This window comes from Rhodococcus sp. 077-4, assembly GCF_047782425.1.
Lineage (GTDB): Bacteria > Actinomycetota > Actinomycetes > Mycobacteriales > Mycobacteriaceae > Rhodococcoides.
This window is the reverse complement of sequence record NZ_JAJPWC010000001.1, coordinates 1,664,369-1,689,283: the sequence shown is the minus strand read 5'-3', so window position 1 is coordinate 1,689,283 and position 24,915 is coordinate 1,664,369. Positions and strand designations below refer to the sequence as shown.

Annotated in this window: 22 protein-coding genes; 5 read left to right on the top strand and 17 right to left on the bottom strand. The window is 64.4% G+C overall.

Going from position 1 to position 24,915, the window contains the following annotated elements:
* Nucleotides 1–14: 14 nt before the first annotated feature.
* Nucleotides 15–3,152, bottom strand: coding sequence for an arabinosyltransferase domain-containing protein (locus ACNEOT_RS08330; protein ID WP_415973408.1), 3,138 nt, complete (start codon nucleotides 3,150–3,152; stop codon nucleotides 15–17).
* A 130-nt stretch (nucleotides 3,153–3,282) separates the two neighbouring features.
* Here ACNEOT_RS08330 and ACNEOT_RS08325 point away from each other — a divergent pair, with 130 nt between their 5' ends.
* Together ACNEOT_RS08325 and ACNEOT_RS08320 are read left to right on the top strand one after the other, a co-directional pair.
* Nucleotides 3,283–3,657, top strand: coding sequence for a VOC family protein (locus tag ACNEOT_RS08325; protein ID WP_415973407.1), 375 nt, complete (start codon nucleotides 3,283–3,285; stop codon nucleotides 3,655–3,657).
* Between the two features lie 51 nt (nucleotides 3,658–3,708).
* Nucleotides 3,709–4,137 carry a MepB family protein gene (locus ACNEOT_RS08320; RefSeq protein ID WP_415973406.1) on the top strand — a complete coding sequence of 143 codons (429 nt, stop codon included), beginning with the start codon at nucleotides 3,709–3,711 and terminating at the stop codon, nucleotides 4,135–4,137.
* Between the two features lie 75 nt (nucleotides 4,138–4,212).
* On the opposite strand, the gene ilvA is transcribed toward ACNEOT_RS08320, so the two are convergent.
* Nucleotides 4,213–5,376 carry a threonine ammonia-lyase gene (gene ilvA / locus ACNEOT_RS08315; protein WP_415973702.1) on the bottom strand — a complete coding sequence of 388 codons (1,164 nt, stop codon included), beginning with the start codon at nucleotides 5,374–5,376 and terminating at the stop codon, nucleotides 4,213–4,215.
* 184 nt (nucleotides 5,377–5,560) lie between these two features.
* On the opposite strand from ilvA, the gene ACNEOT_RS08310 reads away from it, so the two are divergent.
* Genes ACNEOT_RS08310 through ACNEOT_RS08300 form a run of 3 tightly spaced genes read left to right on the top strand, consistent with a single transcriptional unit; the run spans nucleotide 5,561 to nucleotide 7,465 of the window.
* A complete protein-coding gene (locus ACNEOT_RS08310) occupies nucleotides 5,561–6,499 on the top strand; it encodes an Asp23/Gls24 family envelope stress response protein (protein WP_415973405.1) in 939 nt (312 codons plus the stop codon).
* A complete protein-coding gene (locus ACNEOT_RS08305) occupies nucleotides 6,499–7,050 on the top strand; it encodes a hypothetical protein (protein ID WP_415973404.1) in 552 nt (183 codons plus the stop codon). The genes ACNEOT_RS08310 and ACNEOT_RS08305 overlap by 1 nt, the downstream gene beginning before the upstream one ends.
* Nucleotides 7,051–7,075: 25 nt before the next feature.
* A complete protein-coding gene (locus ACNEOT_RS08300) occupies nucleotides 7,076–7,465 on the top strand; it encodes a hypothetical protein (protein WP_415973403.1) in 390 nt (129 codons plus the stop codon).
* A gap of 65 nt (nucleotides 7,466–7,530) precedes the next feature.
* On the opposite strand, the gene ACNEOT_RS08295 is transcribed toward ACNEOT_RS08300, so the two are convergent.
* The 15 genes from ACNEOT_RS08295 to ACNEOT_RS08225 all read right to left on the bottom strand — a co-directional run bounded on the left by ACNEOT_RS08295 (nucleotide 7,531) and on the right by ACNEOT_RS08225 (nucleotide 24,915).
* A complete protein-coding gene (locus ACNEOT_RS08295; RefSeq protein WP_415973402.1) occupies nucleotides 7,531–10,056 on the bottom strand; it encodes a polynucleotide kinase-phosphatase in 2,526 nt (841 codons plus the stop codon).
* Complete coding sequence (locus ACNEOT_RS08290) at nucleotides 10,053–11,348, bottom strand: 3' terminal RNA ribose 2'-O-methyltransferase Hen1 (protein WP_415973401.1); 1,296 nt, start codon at nucleotides 11,346–11,348, stop codon at nucleotides 10,053–10,055. The genes ACNEOT_RS08295 and ACNEOT_RS08290 overlap by 4 nt, the downstream gene beginning before the upstream one ends.
* A gap of 306 nt (nucleotides 11,349–11,654) precedes the next feature.
* The gene (tuf, locus tag ACNEOT_RS08285) at nucleotides 11,655–12,845 is read right to left on the bottom strand and encodes an elongation factor Tu (protein WP_415973400.1); all 1,191 of its coding nucleotides are present in this window, start codon (nucleotides 12,843–12,845) and stop codon (nucleotides 11,655–11,657) included.
* A gap of 98 nt (nucleotides 12,846–12,943) precedes the next feature.
* Nucleotides 12,944–15,046: an elongation factor G gene (gene fusA, locus ACNEOT_RS08280; protein WP_415973399.1), complete on the bottom strand. Its 2,103-nt coding sequence runs from the start codon at nucleotides 15,044–15,046 to the stop codon at nucleotides 12,944–12,946.
* Between the two features lie 94 nt (nucleotides 15,047–15,140).
* Nucleotides 15,141–15,611, bottom strand: coding sequence for a 30S ribosomal protein S7 (gene rpsG / locus ACNEOT_RS08275; RefSeq protein ID WP_003941856.1), 471 nt, complete (start codon nucleotides 15,609–15,611; stop codon nucleotides 15,141–15,143).
* A gap of 1 nt (nucleotide 15,612) precedes the next feature.
* Nucleotides 15,613–15,987, bottom strand: coding sequence for a 30S ribosomal protein S12 (gene rpsL / locus ACNEOT_RS08270; RefSeq protein WP_008714048.1), 375 nt, complete (start codon nucleotides 15,985–15,987; stop codon nucleotides 15,613–15,615).
* Nucleotides 15,988–16,282: 295 nt separating this feature from the next.
* Complete coding sequence (locus tag ACNEOT_RS08265; protein ID WP_415973398.1) at nucleotides 16,283–16,813, bottom strand: DUF3558 domain-containing protein; 531 nt, start codon at nucleotides 16,811–16,813, stop codon at nucleotides 16,283–16,285.
* Nucleotides 16,810–17,328 carry a DUF3558 domain-containing protein gene (locus ACNEOT_RS08260; protein ID WP_415973397.1) on the bottom strand — a complete coding sequence of 173 codons (519 nt, stop codon included), beginning with the start codon at nucleotides 17,326–17,328 and terminating at the stop codon, nucleotides 16,810–16,812. The genes ACNEOT_RS08265 and ACNEOT_RS08260 overlap by 4 nt, the downstream gene beginning before the upstream one ends.
* Nucleotides 17,329–17,360: 32 nt before the next feature.
* Nucleotides 17,361–17,888 carry a hypothetical protein gene (locus ACNEOT_RS08255; RefSeq protein WP_415973396.1) on the bottom strand — a complete coding sequence of 176 codons (528 nt, stop codon included), beginning with the start codon at nucleotides 17,886–17,888 and terminating at the stop codon, nucleotides 17,361–17,363.
* Between the two features lie 61 nt (nucleotides 17,889–17,949).
* Nucleotides 17,950–18,900 carry an antibiotic biosynthesis monooxygenase gene (locus ACNEOT_RS08250; RefSeq protein WP_415973395.1) on the bottom strand — a complete coding sequence of 317 codons (951 nt, stop codon included), beginning with the start codon at nucleotides 18,898–18,900 and terminating at the stop codon, nucleotides 17,950–17,952.
* Nucleotide 18,901: 1 nt separating this feature from the next.
* A complete protein-coding gene (locus ACNEOT_RS08245; RefSeq protein ID WP_415973394.1) occupies nucleotides 18,902–20,323 on the bottom strand; it encodes a guanine deaminase in 1,422 nt (473 codons plus the stop codon).
* Nucleotides 20,324–20,369: 46 nt separating this feature from the next.
* Nucleotides 20,370–20,993, bottom strand: coding sequence for a TetR/AcrR family transcriptional regulator (locus ACNEOT_RS08240; RefSeq protein WP_415973393.1), 624 nt, complete (start codon nucleotides 20,991–20,993; stop codon nucleotides 20,370–20,372).
* A gap of 21 nt (nucleotides 20,994–21,014) precedes the next feature.
* Entirely contained in the window at nucleotides 21,015–21,785 is a 771-nt protein-coding gene (locus ACNEOT_RS08235; protein ID WP_415973392.1) for an enoyl-CoA hydratase family protein, read from the bottom strand.
* Nucleotides 21,785–22,945, bottom strand: coding sequence for an acyl-CoA dehydrogenase family protein (locus ACNEOT_RS08230; protein WP_415973391.1), 1,161 nt, complete (start codon nucleotides 22,943–22,945; stop codon nucleotides 21,785–21,787). Before ACNEOT_RS08230 ends, ACNEOT_RS08235 begins: the two co-directional genes overlap by 1 nt.
* Nucleotides 22,942–24,915: a biotin carboxylase N-terminal domain-containing protein gene (locus tag ACNEOT_RS08225; protein ID WP_415973390.1), complete on the bottom strand. Its 1,974-nt coding sequence runs from the start codon at nucleotides 24,913–24,915 to the stop codon at nucleotides 22,942–22,944. Before ACNEOT_RS08225 ends, ACNEOT_RS08230 begins: the two co-directional genes overlap by 4 nt.

The window sequence follows — 24,915 nt, the reverse complement described above, 5'->3', positions numbered from 1 at the left end:
CGAACGCAAAGAGATTAACCGGTCTTGATCGGACCGGGCGTCCACAGACCCGAACGCTGGACCTCTTCTGCTGTGATCTGCGCCGCCTGCGCCGACTCGTCGTACGGGGTGTACTGCTCGATCGACCCCCAGTCACGGTCCCAGTCGTCTTTCAGATACGACGGGATGGTGCGGGCCGAGGCCACGATGTCGATCCACCCGAGCGGGCCACCGCCGAAGTGGTCCTGCCAGGCGTTGGTGATGACGGCACCGCTGCGGTCCGGCAGCACTCTGTACTTCGGGACCTCGGCCACTCCCAGTCTGTGGTCGAACGGATGCTGGCAAGGGAAATTGAAGCCGACCTCCCAGTCCAACAGCACCGGATTCTCGCGGCCGACAACCTCGTTCAGCGTCTTCATGCGCGGGACTCGCGGCGGAGTCACCGCAAGCCACTGATCGGGATCGCGATCGGTATCGGCGAGCACGAGCCGAATCGAGTCGGCACCGGCCGGGATCTGGTCCATCGGCACGCGGAGGTTGCGCCACGACGGCGTCGGGCCGATGTCGATCGGCGTCACGCGCCCCTGCGCCCGGCCGTCGACGCCGTACTCCAGTTCGAGGCTCTGTCCGTAGGTGACGACTCCGTCGGAATCCACCGATCGGATGCGTCCGGCAGCGGCGATGGAGATCAGCTCGCCGGGTTCGGCAGGCAGGGCGTACCACCCGGTGGTCAGTGTCGCAGGCGTGTCGGATCCGAACGAGCCGAGTACCGGGACGTCGGCCGGGTCCAACCCGAACGGCAATGCGCTGCCACCGGTTCCGGCCCCGGTGGTCGATGTCGGTTGCTGTTGCTCTCCGGTGTCGACGGTGTTCGAGGTGCCCGCCGCCGAGGATTCCTTGTCTGCGGTGAGGTCGCCCGCCACCCCGTTCGGGGTGAACCCGTCGTTCTCTGCACCGAATGCGGCGAACGCGTCCCCGCTGACCGGTTGCAACACATCGGCATTCGGATCGGTTTCGAGCAGCACATCGTTCGCCAAACCGCACGTGTTGCCTGCCAGCGCCGAGAGGTTCGATTTCGCAATCGAGTACGACGGCCATTGCGCCACAGCACCTTTGGCCATCGACGCGACGGCCAGCAGCACCATCAGCGCCGCCGCGACCGCAATCGGCGGCACCGACCACCACCGTGCCATCGGCTTGTCGACACGCACATACGGCGCGCGGAGATGGAACCAGACGGCCGCGAGCAACAGCAGCACGGTCAGACCGAGGAACATCGTCGAAATGCCGAGACCAGCAACGAGAATCGGCTTGTCCCAGAACGGAACTCCCCATGCCGAGACATACCAGTAGCCGTTGGTCCCGGTGAACGCCACGGCCATCAGAAACGAGACTGCAGCGGCGAACAACAGTCGGTTGCGCCGTGAACGCAGCACCGCCGCACCCGTGGCCACTGCCGCGAGAACCGCAACAGATGCCGCAAGACCTGCGAAGACACCGAAGTGGTGAGTCCACTTGGTCGGGGTGATCATCATCAGTGCCATCGCCCCGACGGTGATGCCGACGATTCGTCTCCCCGGACCCGTTGCGGTTCCGGGGATCTTGCCGCCCTTGCGCAGCATCGCGACGACCACCGCGATCAGCGAGACGATCATGACGAACACCCCGAATCGGCGCGCGAGCGAGCCGTCGATGTCCATGTTCATCAACCACTGGTAGCGAAGGTACTCGTCGAACCAGACCCGACTCGGGCCGGCCGCGGTGTGCACTCGCTGCATCTCGAGCATGCCCGCCACGGTCTGGTTGCCGAATGCGAAGACCAGGACAACCGTGCCCGACGCGACCAACGGGGCGAGCAGCGTCGCCACACCCCATGCTGTATTGCCGAAAGACCGGGCGGTGCTGCCGAATTCCCGGGCGCGAGCGATCACGATCTGCAGCACCGGCCGAGCTCCGGCGATCAGCGGCGCGAAGCAGATGAAACCGGAGGGCGCGCATGTCACTGTCAGCGCCGCGATCAGAATTGCTGCCGCAGCCGGCAGCAACCTGCGGGTCGCGATCGAACGCTCCACCGAGCACCACGTGAGCAGTACTCCGAGCGCCACGAACGGCTCGGGCCGCAGGCCGTTGTTGTACGGCAGCCAGAATGCCAGCATCACCAGGCCACCGGTCCACAGCGCGGTCTTCGACGCGCGTGCCGCGGCTCCGAACCGCGGAATCACCTCGCGACTGATGACGAGCCACGCCACGATGCCGCAGATGAGCGTCGGCAGCCGCATCCAGACACTGGCGGTCGAGACGTGCGAGAGAAGGGTGAACATGTCGTACAACGGTGTGCCGAACGGCGTCTCGGGCACACCGAACCAGCGGTAGTAGTTGGACATGTACCCGGCGTGATCGGCCGTGCGCGCCATGCCCAGCTGGTAGCCGTCGTCGGAGGTGTTCGCGCCGATGAGGTGCCACACCAGAAGCGTCCCGATCACCACAGCATCGGCTACGCCGAACGTCCACCACCGCCGCGGCAGGAACCGTCGGGCCCGCCTGCCGTCGGACAGATCCATACGGTGCAGTGCCAACAACGAGATGCCCGTGGCGAGGACGCCGACGATCATCGCGAACCATTTCAGCGCGCTCGGCGTGGACGAGAACCGGCTGTCGAGTTGCGCCGTCATCGTCAGGCCGTCGACAGTGCCCCGAAGATCGCTGAACACACCCACCAACTGTGGCCGAACACCACCCTCGCGCGTCACAGAGTCGGCACCATTGAGCCCGACGGTGGTCGCCGTGCTGTTCGAGGTGATGGTCAACGAGCAGTCGGTCAGTTCCGAGACCGGCTTTTCGAGGAGAACGGAATCGCGCAACGTCACTTTCAGTCGCGACACGTCCCCGCCGGTCACCTCGGCAACGAGACCGTAGCGATAGGCGTCGGGCGATCCCTTGGGCGACGTCGATACCAACAGGCCGCCGTCGGGAAGCTGATTCGCGGCGTCACACGGAACGGTCGCGTCGACGCTGACCGGGGTGTAGCCGACGAGCGGCGCCTCGACACTGCCGACAGTCCCGTTCTGCGGCCACGTCAGGGACGACTGCTGCTGCTCGATCGGCAACAGGGGTATCGCAATCGTCAGCAGAATTCCCAGAACAGCGGAGACGATCGCGACAAGCCGAGCCATGCAAATATCTCCCACCGATGTCCTGGTCCAAGTCGCTGATCAAGGTACCAGTCGGGTATTGCCGGTCTCTCCGATCAGCGTTAGCATCGGACCCGCGCCCCAGATGGGCCTATCCACGAGGTATCCGATCATGTCGATCACGTTCGATCACACCATCATTGCCGCAACAGACCGCAACGAATCCGCACAGTTCTATGTCGATGTCCTCGAAGCGACATCGGCACCCTCTTGGGGACCGTTCACCAACATCACCCTCGACGCTGGAGTGATGCTCCAATTCGCCGAGCCACCCTTCGATTACCACCCGCAACACTATGCATTTCTCGTCGACGACGAGCTTTTCGACCGCGCCTACTCGAGGTTCGTGGACCGGGGCGTCGAACACTGGGCCGACCCACAACGCACCCGACCCGTCGAGACCAACACCGAGCACGGGGGCCGAGGCGTCTACTTCCTCGATCCTGGTGGCAATCTCTTGGAGCTGATCACCAGGCGGTACTTCTAGTTCCCGAACTTCGCCGCGTAGTGCGACGGCTCGGCAAGATAGCGTGGCTGCATGCAGTTCAATGCCTTCGCGGCATACTCCGCTGCGGTCGGCGTGACCGCTGAGGTGAGTCCCGAGATGCAGAACGGGGACTACGAGTCCGGGATTGTCCGGATCGGCGAGGATGCATGGCATATCCGGACTGCGCGTAACACCCCGACCAAGCCGGGTGCATTCGTAGCCTTCTGGGAGCGGGACGCCGAGGGGAACACGACGCCGTTCGGTGATGACCTTGCTGCGGGCCTACTTGTCTTTGTGGAGCAGCATGATCGGCGCGGAGTGTTTCGGTTCACCGGCGTGCATCTCACCGAGCTCGGCATCACCTCGGGTTACCGACCTGGCAAACGTGGGTTTCGGGTATATCCGAGCTGGTGTGCAGACTTGAACGTCCAGGCCGCCGCCGCGCAACGCGCGCAAGCGCCGGCGTTTCAGGAGTACTGAGCTCAGGTCGCGCTGGTTGGGTAAACGGAGTGTCGCGGCACACTCGTCGCCCCACAACCTCCATGGCAGGTACTTCTAACTCTCCACGTGCACCGCATATCCTGCCGCATCGAGAGCATCGAGTACCGAGCCTCGGTGGTCGGGTCCGCGGGTCTCGACGGTCAACATCACGTCGACTTCTTCGAGGCCCAGGCGTCCGCCCGTACGGGAGTGGACGACGTCGACGACACTGGCACCGGCGTCGCGCACCACACCGAGTACCCCGGTGAGTCCGCCCGGCTTGTCCGAAATGGTCACGCGCACAGCGAGATAGCGCCCACCCGCTCGCAGACCGTGGGTGATGACGTGAGTAAGCAGCAGCGGGTCGATGTTTCCGCCGGAGAGGATGGCGCATACCGAGCCGGTCAGACCGAGTTCCTCGGCGGAATGGGTCATCAAGGCGGCCACCGCTGCCGCGCCTGCCGGTTCCACGATCAGTTTGGCTCGCTCGATGCACAGCACGAGCGCTCTGGACAACGCGTCTTCGCTGACGGTGACGATGTCGTCGACCCACCCCAGCACGTGATCGAACGGGACCGATCCGGGCAGACCGATCGCGATACCGTCGGCCATCGTCGACATCGACTCCAACGCGATCGGGTGCCCTGCCTTCAGCGACGCGGGCCACGCGGCAGCACCCTCGGCTTGCACGCCGACAATCCTGATATCCGGCTTGGTCAGCTTGATCGCCGCTGCGACGCCTGCCAGCAGTCCCCCGCCGCCGGTGGGAATCACGACGGTGCCGACGTCCGGCATCTGCTGCAGCAGTTCGGTCCCGAGCGTCGCCTGCCCTGCGACGATGTCGAGGTGGTCGAACGGGTGGATGAGCGTGGCACCGGTGCGTTCGGCGAACTCTCGTGCGGACTTCAGAGCCTCGTCGACGGTGTTGCCCACCAGATGAACCGTCGCACCGTAGGCCTTGGTTGCGACGAGCTTGGGCAACGACACCCCCACCGGCATGAATACGGTCGAGTCGATCCCCAACTGCGATGCCGCCCACGCAACACCCTGCGCGTGGTTGCCCGCGCTGGCCGCGACAACGCCGCGTGCACGCTGTTCGGCGTCGAGTCTGGCGATGCGGTTGTATGCCCCTCGCGGCTTGAACGATCCGGTGCGCTGCAGGTTCTCGCATTTGAGGCGCACCTCGTGGCCGGTCAGATCCGACAGAATCCTCGAGGCCACCACCGGGGTCCGGCGCATGACCGGCTCGAGCAGCTCCTCGGCCGACGCAATATCCGACGCAGTAACCCGCACAATTTCCGACACGGTCGCAGTATGCCAGGAACAATTACTCCCGTGACGGCATCTCCTAGCGGTCGTCACTACAGTTGGGGAGCGCGAGCCGCACCACAGCGAGCCGCGACCGGCAGAAGGATTCTCGGTGATGACGCAGGCTGGATCCGACGACGTCAGCGACGGACTCGAGATGCGTGGCAGCCTCGAGATCAAGGATCGGGCAATTTCACGGACCGCCATCGCGGCGGCATTGAAGGATCCTCGGGTCACCCGTACCACCGGCGGTATCTCGAGACTGACCGGCCGGGAACTCCCCCGCGCCGACGTCACCCTCGGCGAGGACACCGTGGCCGTCAACCTCTACATCGGCGTGAAGTGGCCGTCGAGCATCACCGAGGTGACCGAGTCCGTGCACGCAACCGTCGAACACGCATTGGCGACGATGACCGGTTTGCACGTGCATCGGGTGAACGTCCTGGTATCCGACACCACACTGGACAGCGGTCTTCTACATACCTCGGACACCGAACAATCACAGGCCATCTCACCCCGCCCACCCACCGCCGGGCCGGCCGCCATGCCGGTGGCGCTGCTGTTCGGGTTCGCACTCCTCGGTGTCGCCTTCGTCGCCGGTAGGGAATTCCTCATCGCGCGCGAGCACGTCGGCGGCAGCCCATGGATCGCCGACGCCATCTCATGGGTAGCCCGATTGCACTGGCACAGTTGGATGATCGCCGCTGCCGTCGGTGCCGCCGCCATCGGGTTGCTTCTCGTGTTCATCGGGGTCAAGCCTCGTACGAGAACTCATTCCGGTGTGGGCGGGTCGGCTCCGACCGTCTGGGCCACGGCCACCGATATCGCTCGATTATGCAGTGCGGCAGCGCAATCCATCGGCGCTGTGACGACTGCGCACACCGTCGTCACACGTAGGAAGATCGAGGTGCGAGTGGAGCGTGACAGGGCCGTCGATGCAGAGCACGTCGACTCCGCTCTGAGGAAGGCGCTCGCGCCGACGCTGTCCGTTGCCGCAGACGGGCGACGCCTGACAGTGAAGCAGTCGGTGGCACCACCGTCGAGGGTGGCGTGATGAAAAAGCTTGTCGCCGGTGTAGATCGACTTCTCGCGATCGTGGGCGGGGTTGCGCTGATCGCGGGAGGTATCATTGCTCTTGCCTGGCACTACGATGCTCCATGGGCACGAGAGACGCTGTCTCGCTTCGATCGTGCGCGAATCGCGGAGTTGCCGGACCAGGGTTGGTGGGTGCCGGCGCTGGCCGTGTGTGCCGGAGTCTCCGTCGTCGTGGCACTGCTCCTGCTGGTCGGCAACTTCTCGCCACGGACCACCGGAACAGCGAGCGTCATCGAGGTACCGCACTTCTCGGCACACGTGGACCTGAGCGCCATCGCATCGGGCGTTGCTGCGGAGTTGGCTGATTTCCCCGGCGTTCGACGAGCCCGCGGTACGGCCATCGACGATCGCGGCATGCCCACTATCGCAGTATCGGTCTATGCTGCAGCTGATTTCGATGTCGTTGCCTTTACAGCCCTGGCCGACGCGCGTGCAGCCTTCGTGGCCGAATCACTCTCTGGTGCGTACGTTGCCACCCGCATCCAATTGCACGTCGACAAACGGAAGTAGGGCGTGCGGCAGTAAGGTCGAGCAGATGGTTGCCCCGACGCGCAGTAAATTTCAGCGATGGTCCGGCGGCATGCCCGTCGCCGCTTCCGTCGCGTTCGGAGCGGTATTGGTACTTGCCGGCTTCGCCTCGAAACTGGGCGGGAGTTCGGTTTACTTCTACGCCCCACTGGTATTCGTCACGACCGGCACGATGATCTGGCTCAAAGCACACCACATCCGTGAACGAAGCTCACTCGTCCACGCCGCTGTCGGATCGGCCCTACTGGTGGGATGCGGCATTCTGGTCGTTGTCTGCGGACTCGCAGGCGGACTGATGCTGGGCTCGTCCACCTTCTGGGCATCGATCGCAGTTGCTGCAGCAATCGCGGCACCGATCAGCCTCGGAATCAGTCCATTCGCGTCGCCGGCGAAGTAGTGCCTGCGGCAGTGGTGCGGATAAGTGCCACCTGGGGCACATAACCACACCACTGCCGCAGGCACTCACAACCGCGGGTCGACGGGCTCGGATTCCAATGCCAGGACGGCGAACACGGCCTGGTGGATGCGATAGAGCGGCTCACCTCGCACCGATCGGTCCAGCGCCTCCATTCCCAGTGCGTATTCCCGTAGGGCCATCGACTGCTTGTGTCCCACGTTTCGGTTGCGCAGCGCAGTCAATCGATCCGGGTCGGTGTAGTCGGCACCGTAGATCAACCGCAGGTACTCCCGGCCGCGAACCTTCATGCCGGGCTGCATCTTTCCGCGCGGAGCGTTGGCCGCGGGTTTGACGACCATGCCCTCGCCTCCCTCTGCCGTCAGCTCCTCCCACCACTTCTCCGCTGCCGCAACCGATTCCGGAGACGACAGATCGACCTCGATTCGACGCGTAGTGGCGAACACCTCGGGAGCGGCCGCCACCAGCCGGTCGGCGACATCGAGGTGCCACTCGTGCGGACGCTCCGCATACGTGCCGGCATCGGACGCCAGAATCTGAAACGGTGCAATCCGAACACCGTTCACACCGTCCGTAGGCCACACGTACCGCCGATACGCAGCGGTGAACTCGCCGAGATTGCTCTGCCGAACCGTGTTCCGCCCCTGCAATTCGGAAACGTCCAGACCTCGCGATCCGGCCGATGCAAGTATCGCCGCCTCGGCCTCGAGATCGGCCCGAGATACGGCAGCGACCGTCGCGTACTCGGTTTTGATCAGTCCCTCCGCTTTGGCAGACCACGGCATCAGTTCGCAGTCGAGAATGAGCCAGCTCGAGGCCAATTCGTCCCACACGCCGGCCTGTTCGATGGCGTCGGAAACACTGGAGATGAGCTGCCCGGTGAGCGTCTCGTCGAAGACCGGACGACCCGTTCGCGTGTACGCGGTACCCAGCGCACCCTGCGGCGCGCCGAACTTGGCCGTGGCAGTAGCGCCATCGCGACACACCACCAGGACCACCCGCGAGCCCATGTGCTTCTCCTCGCAGATCACCCGCGGCGCACCGAGCGCGCGATATGCGTCGAACGCCTCCGTCGGGTACTCGAGGTAGCCCTCGCGCGCCGACGTTCTACTCGGTGCCATCGTCGGCGGAAGGTAGTGCAGCCACTGCGGAGCCAACGCAAATCTGCTCATCACTTCCAGTGCGCCCGCTGCATTCTCGGCCCGAATCGACACTCGCCCACGCAGTGACGTCTCGACGCCCGTCGGCCCGATCACGTCGGACAGATCGAGCGACGCCGCATCCCGCGTGAAACCGCCCATCGGTCGCACAGGCTCGTACCAGACCTTTTCGGCAGGCACCGACACGACCTCTCGCTCCGGATACCGCAGCGCCGTGAGCTTCCCACCGAAGACGCACCCCGTGTCGAGGCACGCAGTGTTGTTCTCCCACTCCACTTCCGGCACGGGGGTGTGCCCGTAGAGCACCATCGCCGATCCGCGGTAGTCCTGCGCCCACGGATACCGCACCGGCAGGCCGAATTCGTCGGTCTCGCCGGTGGTGTCGCCGTACAGAGCAAAGCTTCGAACCCTGCCCGACGCCCGGTTGTGGTACTTCTCGATCAGACCGGCGTGCGCAACGACCAACTTTCCGCCGTCGAGCACGAGGTGAGCCACCAGACCGTCGCAGAACTCGAGTACCTCACGGCGGAACTCTTCGGGTTCTGCGTCGAGCTGTTCGAGGGTTTCGGCCAGACCGTGCGAAGCGGTCACCTTTCGGCCTCGCAATGCCTTGACGAGTTTGTTCTCGTGGTTGCCCGGAACCGCAAGCGCCGCACCAGTTCCGACCATTCCCATCACCAGCCGAAGCACCCCCACCGAGTCGGGCCCGCGATCGACGTAGTCACCGACGAACACAGCCGTACGACCGCACGGCGGCGTTGCACCCACTGGACGCCCTGAATCGTCGCGCTGGATCGTGTAACCCAGTGCGACGAGGAGGGTTTCGAGCTCGGATAGGCATCCGTGAATGTCGCCGATGACGTCGAACGGTCCGGTCAGTTCGCGTCGATCACTACGCAGCGGCGTCCGAACGAACTGGGCCGACGCCACCGCGTCGACGCCGTCGAGAACATGGACCGAGCGAAACCCTTCCTTAGACAGGCCCCGCATCGAACGCTGCAGCTGAGACTGCTGACGGCGCAGCACGTCTCGGCCAAACGTCCGGTCGGTTCGGTCCGCATTTCGCTGGGCGCACAACGCTTCCGGCACGTCGAGTACGACGGCAACCGGCAGTACGTCGTGTTCGCGGGCCAGCGCGATCAACGCCTTGCGCGCAGCCGGCTGGACGTTGGTGGCATCTACGACGGTGAGCAGACCTGCTCGGAGCCTGATCGCGACGAGAAATTCCAGCAATGCGAACGCGTCCTTGGTTGCGCTCTGCAAATTCGGGTCGTTGCTCACCATCCCTCGGCAGGCATCACTCGACACCGTCTCGTACGGACCGAAGTGCTGCGCCGCGAACGACGACTTGCCGGAACCGCTGATGCCGACGAGTACGACGAGGGACAGATCCGGAATGTCGAAGGTACTCATGGGGACTGCTCCTCTCGGGTGAAGACGGCCATCTGGGTAGGTGTGCCGTGAATGTCGTCGACGGGGCCGATTCCCTCGACGCGTACTGAGTAGGTGTGTTCGTTCGCGACCGACGCAGCCCACTGCTCGAACTGCGCACGCGTGAACTCGAATCGGTGATCGACGTGACGGAACGTTCCCGGTTCCAGCCCCGGGTACAGCACGTTGTAGTCGGAGTTGGGAGTGGTGACGAGGACGGTTCGCGGACGTGCCTCACGAAACACCGACCGCACCAACGCCGGAAGCCGATCGAAGTCGACGTGCTCGATCACCTCCATGAGCACCATCGCGTCGAATCCCTGCAACCGCACATCCCTGTACGTGGCCGACGACTGGACCAGTTCGATCCGAGCGCGCTGCCGATCGGACGTATCGTCCAGACGCAGCCGTCGGTGCGCTTTCGCGAGCGCGCGATCACTCACATCGGCACCGAGGATCCGCTCGAAGGTGTTGTCTGCGAGCAGCTCTCGCAGCAGTCGACCCTCACCGCAGCCGAGGTCGATCACCGACTTCGCACCGGTCTCTGTCAACGCCGCCAGTACTGCGCGAACCCGCTGCTCGGCCAAGGTGGGATCACGGGGCACCGCGTCGTCCTGCGGCGCGTCGGGTACGAGTCGGTCCAGAGCCGACGCGACCAGTTCGCGTCGGTGCGCCAGATAGCGGGACGCGATCAACGACGACTCCGGGTGATCGCCGAGCCAATCCCCTGCTGCTCGAACGAGTTTGTCGGCCTCGTCCTCGCCCACCCAATAGTGCTTCCCGTCGTCGAGAACAGGCAGCAGAACGTAGAGGTGGCGCAACGCGGCCGGCAGCGTGAACGTGCCGGTGAGGACCAGATCGATGTACTCGGAGTTGCCCCAATCGGGTTGCGTCGGGTCCAGCTCAATCGCCGTCGCCTCGACGTTCCACCCCAGCGGACCGAACAACCGTGAGGCAAGGTCGATCGCACCGCGCGACGGTACGGCAGGAGAAGCGATCGTCAATTCGATTGCAGCCGAGACCAATTCGGGTCTACCGGTGCACACGCCTGCGAGCGTCTGCTTGAACAGCCGAGACAGAGCCACCGCCAGTCCCGACGCGACACCGTCGTCCAGCAGGACTGCGATGGTCGAGCGTTCGGCCGAGACTTCAGGGTAGAGCACTGTGGCGGCACCCATGGGCAGGTTCCGACTCAACACGCGATCGGGGTGCTTGTGCAACAAATACCCGATGTCGGAGGCGTCCGGGAAATCGGTTGTGGCATTTGCAGTCACGGTCAGTAGCACCGCGGTGACGTTACGGGACAGCCGCGTCCGATGCGTCCCATTTTTCGGTCGTCTGCGCCCGAATCGGACGCGTGAATGGACCATTGCATACGTCTGACCGCGACAAGGGTCCATTCACCCACTGTGGGTGGCCACCTCGGACCGCGTGAATGGACCATTGCATACGTCTGGGCGGTGCAGTGGTCCATTCACGCACACGGGGAGGGGGCGGCGCGGGGAGAGGGAGGGCGCACGCAAAAGCGGCACCCACCCTTTCGGGTGAGTGCCGCTTCAGGTACAGCTGGTGGAACTAGATCACTTGATGATCTTCGTGACGCGACCGGCTCCGACGGTACGACCGCCCTCACGGATTGCGAAACGCAGGCCCTCGTCCATGGCGACCGGCTGGATCAGCGTGACGGACATCTCGGTGTTGTCACCGGGCATGACCATCTCGGTGCCCTCGGGGAGGGTCACGACGCCCGTTACGTCCGTGGTACGGAAGTAGAACTGCGGGCGGTAGTTGTTGAAGAACGGCGTGTGGCGGCCGCCCTCGTCCTTGGACAGGATGTACGCGTTGCCCTCGAACTCCGTGTGGGGAGTCGTGGTGCCCGGCTTGATGATGACCTGTCCACGCTCGACGTCTTCGCGCTTGATGCCACGAACGAGGAGGCCGACGTTGTCGCCTGCCTGACCCGAGTCGAGCAGCTTGCGGAACATTTCGATTCCGGTGACGGTGGTCTTGGTCGAGCCGGGGCGGATGCCGACGATCTCGACCTCTTCGTTGACGTTGACCGAGCCGCGCTCGATACGTCCGGTGACCACGGTGCCACGGCCGGTGATGGTGAAGACGTCCTCGACGGGCATGAGGAACGGCTTGTCGGTCTCACGGACCGGCTCCGGGATGGAATCGTCGACGGCCTGCATGAGCTCGACGATGCTCTCGGCCCACTTCTCGTCACCCTCGAGTGCCTTCAGAGCGGAAACCTTGATGACGGGAGCGTCCTCGTCGAACTCCTGCGAAGCAAGAAGTTCACGGACCTCCATCTCGACGAGTTCGATGATCTCTTCGTCGTCGACCATGTCGGCCTTGTTCAGTGCAACGAGGATGTACGGCACGCCGACCTGGCGAGCGAGCAGCACGTGCTCGCGGGTCTGCGGCATCGGGCCGTCGGTTGCTGCCACGACCAGGATTGCGCCGTCCATCTGTGCCGCGCCGGTGATCATGTTCTTGATGTAGTCGGCGTGACCCGGTGCATCGACGTGCGCGTAGTGGCGCTTGTCGGTCTGGTACTCGACGTGGGAGATGTTGATCGTGATACCACGAGCCTTCTCTTCCGGCGCCTTGTCGATCTCGTCGAAGGCCGAGGCCTCGTTGAGGTCGGGGAACTTGTCGTGCAGAACCTTGGTGATTGCTGCAGTCAGCGTCGTCTTGCCGTGGTCAACGTGACCGATGGTCCCGATGTTGACGTGCGGCTTCGTCCGCTCGAACTTCGCCTTCGCCACTGTGTGTCCTCCTGGACTGATCTGTGCGTACCCCTGCGGGGCAAGCACGCGTATGTGTTGTTCTTATTACAGGTCGAGCGTGGTCCAGCGGCAGAGAATTATTCTCCGGTCGCCTTCGCGATGATTTCCTTCGAGACGTTCGCGGGAACTTCTGCGTACGAATCGAAGACCATGGAGTAGTTAGCGCGGCCCTGCGTCTTCGACCGAAGGTCTCCGATGTAGCCGAACATCTCCGACAGCGGAACCAGTGCCTTGACGATACGGGCACCGCTGCGTTCCTCCATGGCCTGAATCTGACCACGGCGGGAGTTCAGGTCGCCGATGACCTCACCCATGTAATCCTCGGGCGTGATGACCTCGACGGCCATGACGGGTTCGAGAATGACGGGGCTGGCCTTGCGGGCGGCTTCCTTGAACGCTTGTGAGCCGGCGACCTTGAAGGCCATCTCCGACGAGTCGACGTCGTGGTACGCACCGTCGAGCAGTGTGACCTTGACGTTGACCAGGGGGTATCCGGCGAGAACACCGTACTGCATGGCGTCCTGAGCACCAGCGTCGACCGAGGGGATGTACTCCCTGGGCACACGACCACCGCTGACCTTGTTCTCGAACTCGTAGGTCGCGCCGTCTTCGCCCTCGAAAGGCTCGAGCTTGATGATGACCTTCGCGAACTGGCCGGAGCCACCGGTCTGCTTCTTGTGCGTGTAGTCGTGCTTCTCGACCGTCTTGCGGATGGTCTCGCGGTACGCGACCTGCGGCTTGCCGACGTTGGCCTCGACCTTGAACTCGCGACGCATACGGTCGACGAGGATGTCGAGGTGCAGCTCGCCCATACCGCCGATGACGGTCTGGCCGGTGTCCTCGTCCAGCTTCACCGAGAAGGTGGGATCCTCTTCGGCGAGCTTCTGGATTGCTGTTCCCAGCTTCTCCTGGTCGGACTTGGTCTTCGGCTCGATCGAGACCTGGATGACCGGGTCCGGAAAGCTCATGGACTCGAGGATGATCTGGTTCTGCGGATCGCAGAGCGTGTCACCCGTCGTGGTGTCCTTGAGGCCGATGACGGCGTAGATGTGACCGGCAGATGCGGTCGCGATCGCGTTCTCCTTGTTGGAGTGCATCTGGAAGAGCTTGCCCAGACGCTCCTTCTTGCCCTTGGTCGAGTTGATGACCTGAGCACCGGAGTCGACCTTGCCCGAGTACACCCGGACGTAGGTCAGCTTGCCGAAGAAGGGGTGAGTCGCGATCTTGAACGCGAGAGCTGCGAACGGCTCGTCTGCGGACGGCTTGCGAGTGATCTCCTTCTCCTCGTCGCCGACGGCGTGTCCGATGGTCTCGGCAACGTCGAGGGGAGACGGGAGGTAGTCGATGACCGCGTCGAGCATGGGCTGTACGCCCTTGTTCTTGAACGCGGATCCACACAGGATCGGGTACAGCTCGCTGTTGACCGTCATCTTGCGGATGGCGCCCTTGATCTCTTCGATCGTGAGCTCTTCGCCGCCGAAGTGCTTCTCCAGAAGCGCTTCGTCGGACTCGGCCACGGTCTCGAGCAGCTGCGTGCGGTACTCGTCTGCGCGCTCCTTGAGGTGTTCCGGGATCTCCTGGATCTCGTACTTCTCACCGAGCTTGGTCTCGCCACTCCACACGAGAGCCTTCATCTGCACGAGATCGATGACGCCCTCGAAGTCGTTCTCCGCGCCGATGGGCAGCTGGATGACCAGCGGCTTGGCACCGAGACGATCGATGATGGTCTGCACGGTGTAGTAGAAGTCCGCGCCGAGCTTGTCCATCTTGTTGACGAAGCAGATGCGCGGCACGTCGTACTTGTCGGCCTGACGCCAGACCTGCTCGGACTGCGGCTCGACACCTTCTTTGCCGTCGAACACTGCGACAGCACCGTCGAGGACGCGGAGCGAACGCTCCACCTCGACGGTGAAGTCGACGTGGCCGGGGGTGTCGATGATGTTGATCTGGTTGTCGTTCCAGAAGCACGTCGTGGCAGCAGAGGTGATCGTGATGCCACGCTCCTGCTCCTGCTCCATCCAGTCCATGGTGGCTGCGCCATCGTGAACTTCACCGATCTTGTAGGAGATACCGGTGTAGAAGAGGATGCGTTCGGTAGTGGTGGTCTTGCCGGCATCGATGTGGGCCATGATGCCGATGTTGCGGACCTTGTTGAGGTCGGTCAGCACGTCCTGTGCCACGAGTTAACCCGCCTTGGTGTTGGAAGAGGTAATGCCTGAGCTGATCAACGCTCCGGCGGCATCGGAAAGTTCCGATACCGCCCGAGCGAGGAGATCACCAGCGGTAGTGAGCGAACGCCTTGTTGGCTTCGGCCATCTTGTGAGTGTCCTCGCGACGCTTCACAGCGGCACCGAGGCCGTTGCTGGCGTCGAGCAACTCGTTTGCCAGGCGCTCGACCATGGTCTTCTCACGACGAGCGCGCGAGAAGGTGACCAGCCAGCGCAGTGCCAGCGTGGTGGAGCGGCCGGGACGAACCTCGACGGGCACCTGGTAGGTGGCGCCACCGACACGACGGCTGCGAACCTCGAGGGCCGGCTTGACGTTGTCGAGTGCACGCTTGAGCGTGACGACGGGGTCGGTGCCGGTCTTCTCGCGAGCCTGCTCGAGCGCCTGGTAGACGATGCGCTCTGCGGTCGACTTCTTGCCGTCGAGAAGGATCTTGTTGACGAGCTGCGTGACCAACGGCGATCCGTAGACCGGGTCGTTGATCAGCGGCCGCTTGGGTGCTGGGCCCTTGCGTGGCATATCAGCTCTTCTCCTTCTTGGCTCCGTAGCGGCTACGAGCCTGCTTGCGGTTCTTGACACCCTGGGTGTCGAGCGAGCCGCGGATGATCTTGTAACGCACACCCGGGAGGTCCTTCACACGACCACCGCGAACGAGCACCATCGAGTGCTCCTGCAGGTTGTGACCCTCACCGGGGATGTACGCGGTGACCTCGACCGAGGAGGTCAGGCGAACACGCGCGACCTTACGGAGAGCGGAGTTCGGCTTCTTGGGGGTGGTGGTGTACACGCGAGTGCACACGCCACGGCGCTGTGGACTGCCCTTGAGGGCAGCGGTCTTCAGTTTCGCGACCTTGTCGGTGCGACCCTTGCGGACCAGCTGGTTGATCGTTGGCATAAACCGGCTTTCTTCGTGTCGATAAACAGGGATCTAGCAGTTGGAGCAAGAGAACACTGCTCCTCACCCGGTACTGCTGCTGCTCCAGTACTGCTACCGCGGGTCTCTTGCACCCCGCGGTCGGGTGTGTCGCATACCCCCACACGTCCAGCCGGTTGCGCGCTCTTTCAAGGGAACGTGCGCACGGCTGTACCTCGCATAGGCACACAAACGGTCCGGCCAGGCCGGACACGACCCATAACGATACCCGGCAGCGTCGCCTCGGGTCAAAACACCCCTCGGACGGGCGCGCAACCTATCGGCTCAGGTTGAGCGTGAGGTCGGCGAGCTTCGCCGCGGCCTGGCAGGGATCGGGATGGGCGACGTCCGGCTGGTACTGCACCCACCACCCGAAGATGCCGTCTCGATCCGCACCGGCCGAGACTCCACACGACGCGGCGTCGTTGGGCCGCTGGGCCTGTATTGCCTTGCGGCCCTGCACAGTTGTGTCGGTGACGGTGTAGTTCATCTTCTCGTCGGCGGCCCGCTCGGCCGCCAGGGTGCCGGACTCGAACCAGTTGAACGTCACCTTCACCGTGCCCGCGGAGCCGACGAGATCCCACCGGCAGATGGCCCCGAAGAAGCCCCGCTCGATGGCGTCGGCACCGGTGGTCTCGGCAATCTGTTCGTCGGAGACGGCGTCGCACTCGGTCAACAATTCGGTGAATTCTTGGCCACCGGATCCGGTGAAGCTCGCCGCCGGTATCGCAGTCCCCTCGACTGTCTGGGCGCATCCTGCGACGAGCAACAGGGTCGACGCCGCCGCGATGAAGCGGGCGCGCGTCATTGCTTGCGCTCCACTGTGAGCTTCGCGAGTTCGTTTCCGACGTCGCACGGCGGGCGCGCCGCGGGTCCGTCGGAGTACGTGATGGACCAGTGGAAGAAGTCGTCTCCGAACTGCACGCCGATCTCGCACAGCGCGCCCTGTTCGGCCTCGAAACCGGGGTTGCCGTCGATCTCGATGTCCTTGGCGGGACGCCCGATCAGCTCGGAACCGGCACGTTCGCGTCCGATGGGGCTGCCGCGGTACCAGGAAAAGCTCACGCCCGGGCCGCCGAATCCCGCGGTCTCCCACTGGCAGCCGACGGAATTGCGGGTGATCTGGGCGAACGGGCCTGCTCCGAAAGCGGACTGCACCTCGGCGTCGCCGATCGATCCGCACTCGCCGAAGAAGGGGCCGGGCTCGTAGGCAGCGGTGGTCGGGGCAGTGTCGTCCGGTGCCGCAGCGTCGTCCTCGGAACCGCCGCATCCGGCGATCAGCACAGCTGTCGCCGTCACGACCATCGCGAAGCGTCTCGTCATCTGCGGAAGCTCACATCCACGGGGGCTCACATCTACGGGGCCGAGAATCCGCCGACGCCGGGAATGTCGAACAGGATGCCGTAGGCCAGGACGTGTGCGGTGAACAGAACCGGACCGCTGCCGGTATCCGCGATCACCGGGCCCGAGGGCTCGAACACCCCGTTTCCCTGCTGGCAGATCGGCGCGTTGACCGACCCGGTGCGCCCGTTGGCGATGTTGACGAAGTCGACCTGGAGGCTGGCGAAGTTCTGGTAGGAGGTGCAGATCCTCGGCTCGGCGGCGCGGCCCCAGATGTGGGTCAGTCCCGGCGTCGCGGTGCTGGCCACCTCGATGGTGCCGATCCACTGGTCGGGGACGACGAGACCGCCGACGGTGACCCCGAGGTTGGGAATCTGCAGAACGGGAACGGGGACAGGTCCTGGAGCGGGTGCAGGCGCGTTCTCGGTGGGTGCAGGCGGCTGGTCGGCAGGCGGTTGGGCCTGCGCGACCGGCGAGAAGGCCATCGCAGCGACGGCCGCGACTGCTGCTGCGACAAGACCGAATCGAGTCCGACGAACCATACGAGCGTGTCTCCTGATCACCTGTTGATGTACCGATCTCGCACCGAGAGCCCTCACGGTATCAATCGAAGTAGTCCCAGAACTGCAACCACTTCACCGAAGCGAACAACGTCAAGGTCAGTGCGTACAGCGCGAGGACGATCATTGCACCGCTCACGGTCACACGCACTCTCGCGCCGTCCACCGGGTCCAGCCACCGACGAAAGCGCCGGGTCACCGCGGGCATGAACACGTACGTCATCACCACGACGCTGCAGATCTGACTGAGCCACATCGTCAGCCACGGCGACGCAGAAACGCCGTCGAGTACGGGTCCGAGAAACCGGGACAAAGTCATCACCGTGGGATAGAGCACGAGAAGTACGAGCATCGCCGTCTTCCAGTCCGGCGTCACGCTCGTCCGGTCGCCGTCGATGCGCACGATCGACCCGAATCCGGTGTCACGCGCATGCACGGTGAAGTCTTCTCGCAGATCGCGTCGCACCTGCGGTAGTGCGCGGGCGCGCGCCTCGGACTCCATCCAGACCGCCAGCTGCCGGGGCGTTCGAAACCGCAGCACCGACAGCCAGCCCACTCCGGGACTGCGCGGCGGTAGTACCGACGCACCCTCGAAGCCCGAGAACCCAGAGCTGAGTTCTATCAACCGACGCTGCGCGAGGAGGAAGTCTGCCTCGTGACCGGCCCGGACGTCGTGCTCGAAGATTTCGAGTCCCGGCGCAGTTTCGTGTCCGTCGGCCACGACGATGTCGGTACCGGCGCGCGGCATTCCGGCGGCTGCAGCGCCGGCCAGCGCGTCGACGCGTTCGGGGCTGTCCAACCAGCTGTGCAACGCATCTTCCGACTCGAACGTCACCGACCACGTCCAGTCGATCGGCGCGTCGTACAGGGAGGTGACGCTGCCGACCAACCCGGGCCACCCCCGCACGGCGGCGTCGAGCTGCTCCATCGGCCGGGTGTCCGGTCCGCGGTGAAAGACAGTGATCGCAGATGCGGCAACCCGCGCCTGCGGCATGTCAGTTCGCCGGGCCGGTGAGTTCACGGCCGCGGACGTACACGCCGACGATGGCAGGCTCGCGCATGGCCATCAGCAGAGCGAACAGGGTCTGGTCGCGTGCCAACTCGGGGTCGTCGGCGCGGACGCCGTGGTCGATCGCCGCGGCCAACTGCGGCCATGCGGACGGATCGACGACGACGAAATCTGCTTCCTTGCCGGTGTCGAAATTGCCGATGCGGTTCTCCATGTCCAGTGCACGAGCCCCGGCGAGGGTTCCGGTGAACAGTAGTTCTGCCGGGTGCAGCGACAGTCCGGCGTCCCCGTCCTCGGAGATGTGCACCTTGAAGGCGTCTGCGAGTACCTGTGGCAGCAGCCACTCGTCGCCTCCGCCGAAGTCCGAACCGATAGCGATGTTCACTCCCGCGGCGACGGTCCGCTGCCACGGCATGGTTCCCGAGCCGAGGAACTGCTGCGAGGTCGGGCAATGCGCGATGGAGGTGCCGGTCTCTGCCATTCGCGCCAGTTCGGCGTCCTGGCAGTGCACCGCGTGCGCCAGGATGGTCCGCTTACCGAGGAAGCTCTTGCCGCCGACCTGCGATCCCGGCAGAAACTTGCCGTCGTAGGTGTCGAGGTAGCTGTCCACCCCGTAGGCGTTCTTGGTGGCGTCGATCTCGCCGGTGCCCGGCCGGTTGTTCTCGTTGAGGTGTGTGTGGAAGTAGACGCCGCGATCGCGGACGGAATCGTAGAGCTCGCCCAGATTCTGCAGGGTTTCTGTCGTCACCGAGAGCGAGAACCTCGGTACGACGGCCACGTGCAGCATCGCCGTGTCGACATCACCGGTATCGGCGGCGTGCCACTTCTCGATCTCCTCGGACACCAGCCGGATGGCCTCGTCCTCACCGGTGATCAAGGCCTGCGCCGACGCCGGGCCGGTGGTCTGTACGCCGCGGCCGCTGACGATGCGTAGCCCACTTTTCAGGGTCTCGGAGAACAGCGAGTCCTGCGCGTGCGGGAACGCCGATCCGAACACCATCGCCTGCGTCGTGCCGGCCCGGATTCTTGCAGCGCAGAAATCCGCGGCCGCCGCGGCTGCGAACTCGGGATCGGCGAAGCGGGACTCGGACGGGAAGATGCACGTGTTCAGCCACTCGAGGAGCTGCCCGCCGCCGTAGGAATCTCCCGCGTAGGTCTGCGGGAAATGAACGTGCGTGTCGACGAACCCCGGCAGCAGAAACCCGGGTCGATGATCCGCAATCGATAGTTGGGCGAATCGAGCTGGGAGAGAATCGAACTCGCCGCAGAACTCGATCATCCCCTCACCGGACACCACGAGGACACCGTCGGGAATCGACACCAACGCAGCAGACGCGGCCGTCACGGTGGGCGAGCCTGCGACGTGAAATATGTGGCCGCGATACACGCGTGCGAGGTCTGAAGTCACGAGCCGACTCAAGCACAGGTTGCGCTGCGGCGCAGACCGTATGGGTCTAGCGCGCACCCGCCGCAACGACGGACAGCCGCGCGTTGAGCGAGGCGTCCAATACCTCGGCCCACGATCGCACGACCTCGGCACGTCGTCGCGCGTCGTCGGTCAGAACATCGGCCAGTCCCAATCCGCGAGCGAGATCCAGGGTGGCCTGGACGAGACGGTGCGTGACGGGATCGTTGTCGTCGACACCGAGGTTCTCGACGGCCATCTTGTGGGCGCGACGGCCGAACCGTTCCTCGAGGGGCACGATCCGATCACGCAACTCGGGATCTGCCGACGCCGCAGTCCAGACCTGCAGTGCCGCTTTGAACATCGGTCCGGTGTAGTACTCGACGAGCCGCTCCACCACGAGTTTCGTTCGGCCGGGGCCCGGCGGAATTTCCTGGGCCTCGCGGCGAGCGCTGTCCATTCGAGTATCGAACATGTACTCGAGCGCCCCGGTGATCAGATCCTCCCGCGTCGGGAAATGGTGTTGGGTCGCGCCGCGGGAGACACCCGCGCGTTCGGCAACCACGCCGACCGTCGTCGCGACCCAGCCCTTCTCGGCGAGTGAATCTATCGTCGCCTCGAGCAGTCGCTGACGCGTCATTCTGCTGCGATCCTGCTTGGGTTCGCGCGCCATCACCATCTCCCTGCTCCTGACCTACTTCTCGGCCGCCCAGGACGGAGGCCGTTTCTCCAGAAAGGACATCATCCCCTCTCGGGCCTCGTCCGATGCAAACAACCGGGCCGATTGCTCGGCTACAGCGGCCCCGCGCTCGTCGATTTCACGCCTGATCGCGGCCGTGGTGAGCAGCTTCGACTCGGCCAGACCCTGCGGCGAACACCTTCGAAACATAGTCATGTAGTCGGCCACCGCGGCCGCAGGAACGGCGTCGGCCACGGTGATCAGTCCTATCGCCTCGGCGGTGGCACCGTCGAACGTCTCCCCGGTGAGGAAGTAGCGACTCGCCGCCCGAGACGACAGTCGCGGCAACACGGCGACAGATATGACCGACGCGGCGAGCCCGAGCCGAACCTCGGTCAACGCGAACGAACTCTGCGGTCCGGCGACAGCGATATCGCACGCCGCGACGAGACCCATTCCGCCCGCCCGTACATGTCCGTCGATCTGCACGACGACGGGCTTGGGGGTGTCGATGATCAGCCGCATCAGATCGAGCATCTGCCGGGTCCGCAGTTCCGGTGATGCCCCGGCCTCCCGAAGATCGGCTCCGGCACAGAACGTCGTGCCGGTGTGACCGAGCACGATCGTTCTGACGTTCTCGTCGTGCGCCGCAGCGATGAGACCGGCCGTGAGTTCCTCGACCAGCACCGAGGACAGTGCGTTTCGGTTCTGCGGAGAGTCCAATGTCAAATATGCTGTGCCGTCGCCCGACTCGACCCCATTGCCTGATTCTGTGAGGACAGCCATCAGTAGCTTCTCGGCAGTCCGAGCGAATGCTGCGAGACGAAGTTGAGGATCATCTCCCGGCTCACCGGTGCAACGCGGGCGATGCGGGCGGCTCCGAGCATGGCAGCGAGCCCGTACTCACTGCTCAAGCCGGCACCCCCGTGGGTTTGGATCGCCTGGTCGAGTGCTTTGATACTGGCCTCGGCAGCAGCGTATTTCGCCATGTTCGCGGCCTCGGCAGCACCGAAATCGTCGCCGGAGTCGTAGAGCACCGCTGCCTTCTGCATCATCAGCTTGGCGAGCTCGAGTTCGATCTTGCACTGCGCCAACGGATGCGCCAGGCCCTGATGCGCCCCGATCGGCGTCTTCCAGACGGTCCGCTCCTTGGCGTACTTCACGGCTGCGTCCAGAGCGTAGCGACCCATCCCGATCGCCATTGCGGCACCGAGAATCCGCTCGGGGTTCAGGCCCGCGAACAACTGCATCAAAGCAGCATCGGCTTCACCGACGAGCGCTTCGGCAGGCAGACGGACGTCGTCGAGGAACAGGACGAATTGGTGATCGGGCTCGACGATGTCCATCTCCATCTGCGTTTTCTGCAGACCGGGAGCGTCCGTGGGAACGATGAACAGGGCCGGCTTGAGCTTGCCTGTCTTGGAATCCTCGGTGCGCGCGACGATCAGAACTGCGTCAGCCTGATCGACACCCGAGATATAGATCTTGTTGCCCTTGAGAATCCACTCGTCGCCGTCGCGACGCGCGGTGGTGGTGATCTGGTGAGAGTTGGATCCGGCGTCGGGTTCGGTGATGCCGAAAACCATGATCTTGGAACCATCGGCGAGAGCGGTGAGCCACTCCTGCTTCTGATCGGCCGTGCCGTACTTACCGATGATGGTCCCGCAGATCGCTGGGCTGACGACCACCAGCAGCAGGCCTGCGCCGTGCGCTGCCAACTCCTCCTGCACGAGCGCGAGTTCGTAGATGCCCGCGCCCCCGCCGCCGTACTCCTCGGGCAGATTGACGCCGAGGAAGCCGAGCTTGCCCGCCTCGTTCCACAGTTCGGTCAGCGGCTCGCCCTTACGCGCCTTGGGCAGCACGTAATCGATGTAGTTGTAGCGCTTGCCGAGTGACGAGACTGCGTTGCGCAGACCCTTCTGTTCTTCGGTCTCGATGAAACTCATGATTGCTCCACTCCCATTTCTGTGACCACGGCCAGAACTGCACCGACTTCGACTTGCTGCCCCTGCTGCACATTCAGTTCGGTGAGTACGCCGTCGGCAGGTGCGGTGACCGTATGCTCCATTTTCATGGCCTCGAGCCACAGGATCGGCTGACCGGCGGTGACCGTATCGCCCTGCGCTGCAGCAATTCTGATGACGCTGCCCGGCATCGGCGCGAGCAGGGAACCAGCCGCAACCGCGTCGGTGGGGTCGGTGAATCGCGGGGCCTTGACCAGCCTGACCGGACCGAGCGCGGAGTCGACGAACACGTCCGGCCCGTAGCTGCGCACCTCGAAGGTACGGCGAATTCCGTTGTCGTCGAGCGCCACCCGCGTCGGAGTATGTTCGACGAGCTCTACACCGTTCAGTGTGACGCCGTCCACCGACGAGATGAGCCCGTCACGGCCGATCGAGTACTCGACAACGGTGTCGTTGTAGATCTTTCGTTGCGGCTGCGACCTGAGATTTCGCCATCCGCCGGGCAGTCCCCGGTTCACTCGCGCCCGCGCTACGTTGCCCGCTGCGTCGGCCAGCGCCGCCGCGAGTGCGGACAGCTCCTCGGAGCGGCCGTGGGCAATCGGCTCAGCCAAGACGTCGAGCCCGTGCGTGTCGAAGAAGGCCGTGTCGGTGTCACCCGCCAGGAACGCCGGGTGCCGCAGTATGTTGACCAGCAAATCACGGTTGGTCTTCAGTCCGTGAATGGTGGCCTTCTGCAACGCTTTCGCGAGCAGATTCGCGGCGTGATCCCGCGTCGGCGCGAACGAAATGACCTTGGCGAGCATCGGGTCGTAGTGAGTTCCCACCACACTGCCGCTCTCGACGCCCGAGTCGACTCTGATGCCGGACTTGGCCAGCACCTCGAATTGCGCACCGGGAATGTCGAATCGGTGCACCGCTCCACTCTGCGGCTGCCAATCCTGTGCCGGATCCTCGGCGTAGAGCCGCACCTCGATGGAGTGACCTCGCGTCGGCGGTTGTTCGGCGGGCAACCGCTGCCCCGCTGCCACCTCGATCTGCAGTGCTACCAGGTCCAGACCTGTCGTGCACTCGGTGACCGGGTGTTCCACCTGCAGACGAGTGTTCATCTCGAGGAAGAAGAAGTTGCCGCGCTCGTCGGCCAGAAACTCGACGGTGCCCGCGCCCTCGTAGCCGATGGCCTCGGTGGCCAGACGCGCAGCGTCGAACAGTCGGGCCCGCATTCCGTCGATACGCTCCACCAACGGTGACGGAGCTTCCTCGACGACCTTCTGGTGTCTGCGTTGGATCGAGCATTCGCGCTCGCCCACCGTCCACACGGTGCCGAATCTGTCGGCCATGACCTGTACTTCGATGTGGCGCCCGGTCTCGATGTACCGCTCGACAAACACCGTCCCGTCACCGAACGCCGAGAGTGCCTCTCGGCCCGCGGCTTCAAGCTCGGACTGCAGGTGCTCGAGCCTGCGTACGATGCGCATGCCGCGTCCACCGCCGCCCGCCGAGGCCTTGATCAGGACCGGCAGCTCGCTGTCGGTGACCGACTCGGGATCGAGCTGAGTCAGCACGGGCACTCCGGCGTCGGCCATCATCTTCTTGGACTCGACCTTCGAGCCCATCAGTTCGATGGCCTTGACGGGCGGTCCGATCCACGTCAGGCCGGCATTTTGCACCTGTTGCGCGAAATCGGCGTTCTCGGAGAGGAATCCGTAGCCCGGGTGCACGGCGTCGGCTCCGGCCGCCGCAGCGGCAGCGATGACGAGCTCGCCGCGCAGGTACGTCTCGGCCGAACTGTTGCCGGGGAGCCGCACTGCTGCATCGGCCTCACGCACGTGTGGGGAATTCGCGTCGGCGTCGGAGAACACCGCGACGGTGCCGATGCCTCCTGCGCGGCAGGTGGTGAATACGCGCCGGGCGATTTCGCCGCGGTTGGCTACGAGGACGGACGTTATGGTCAT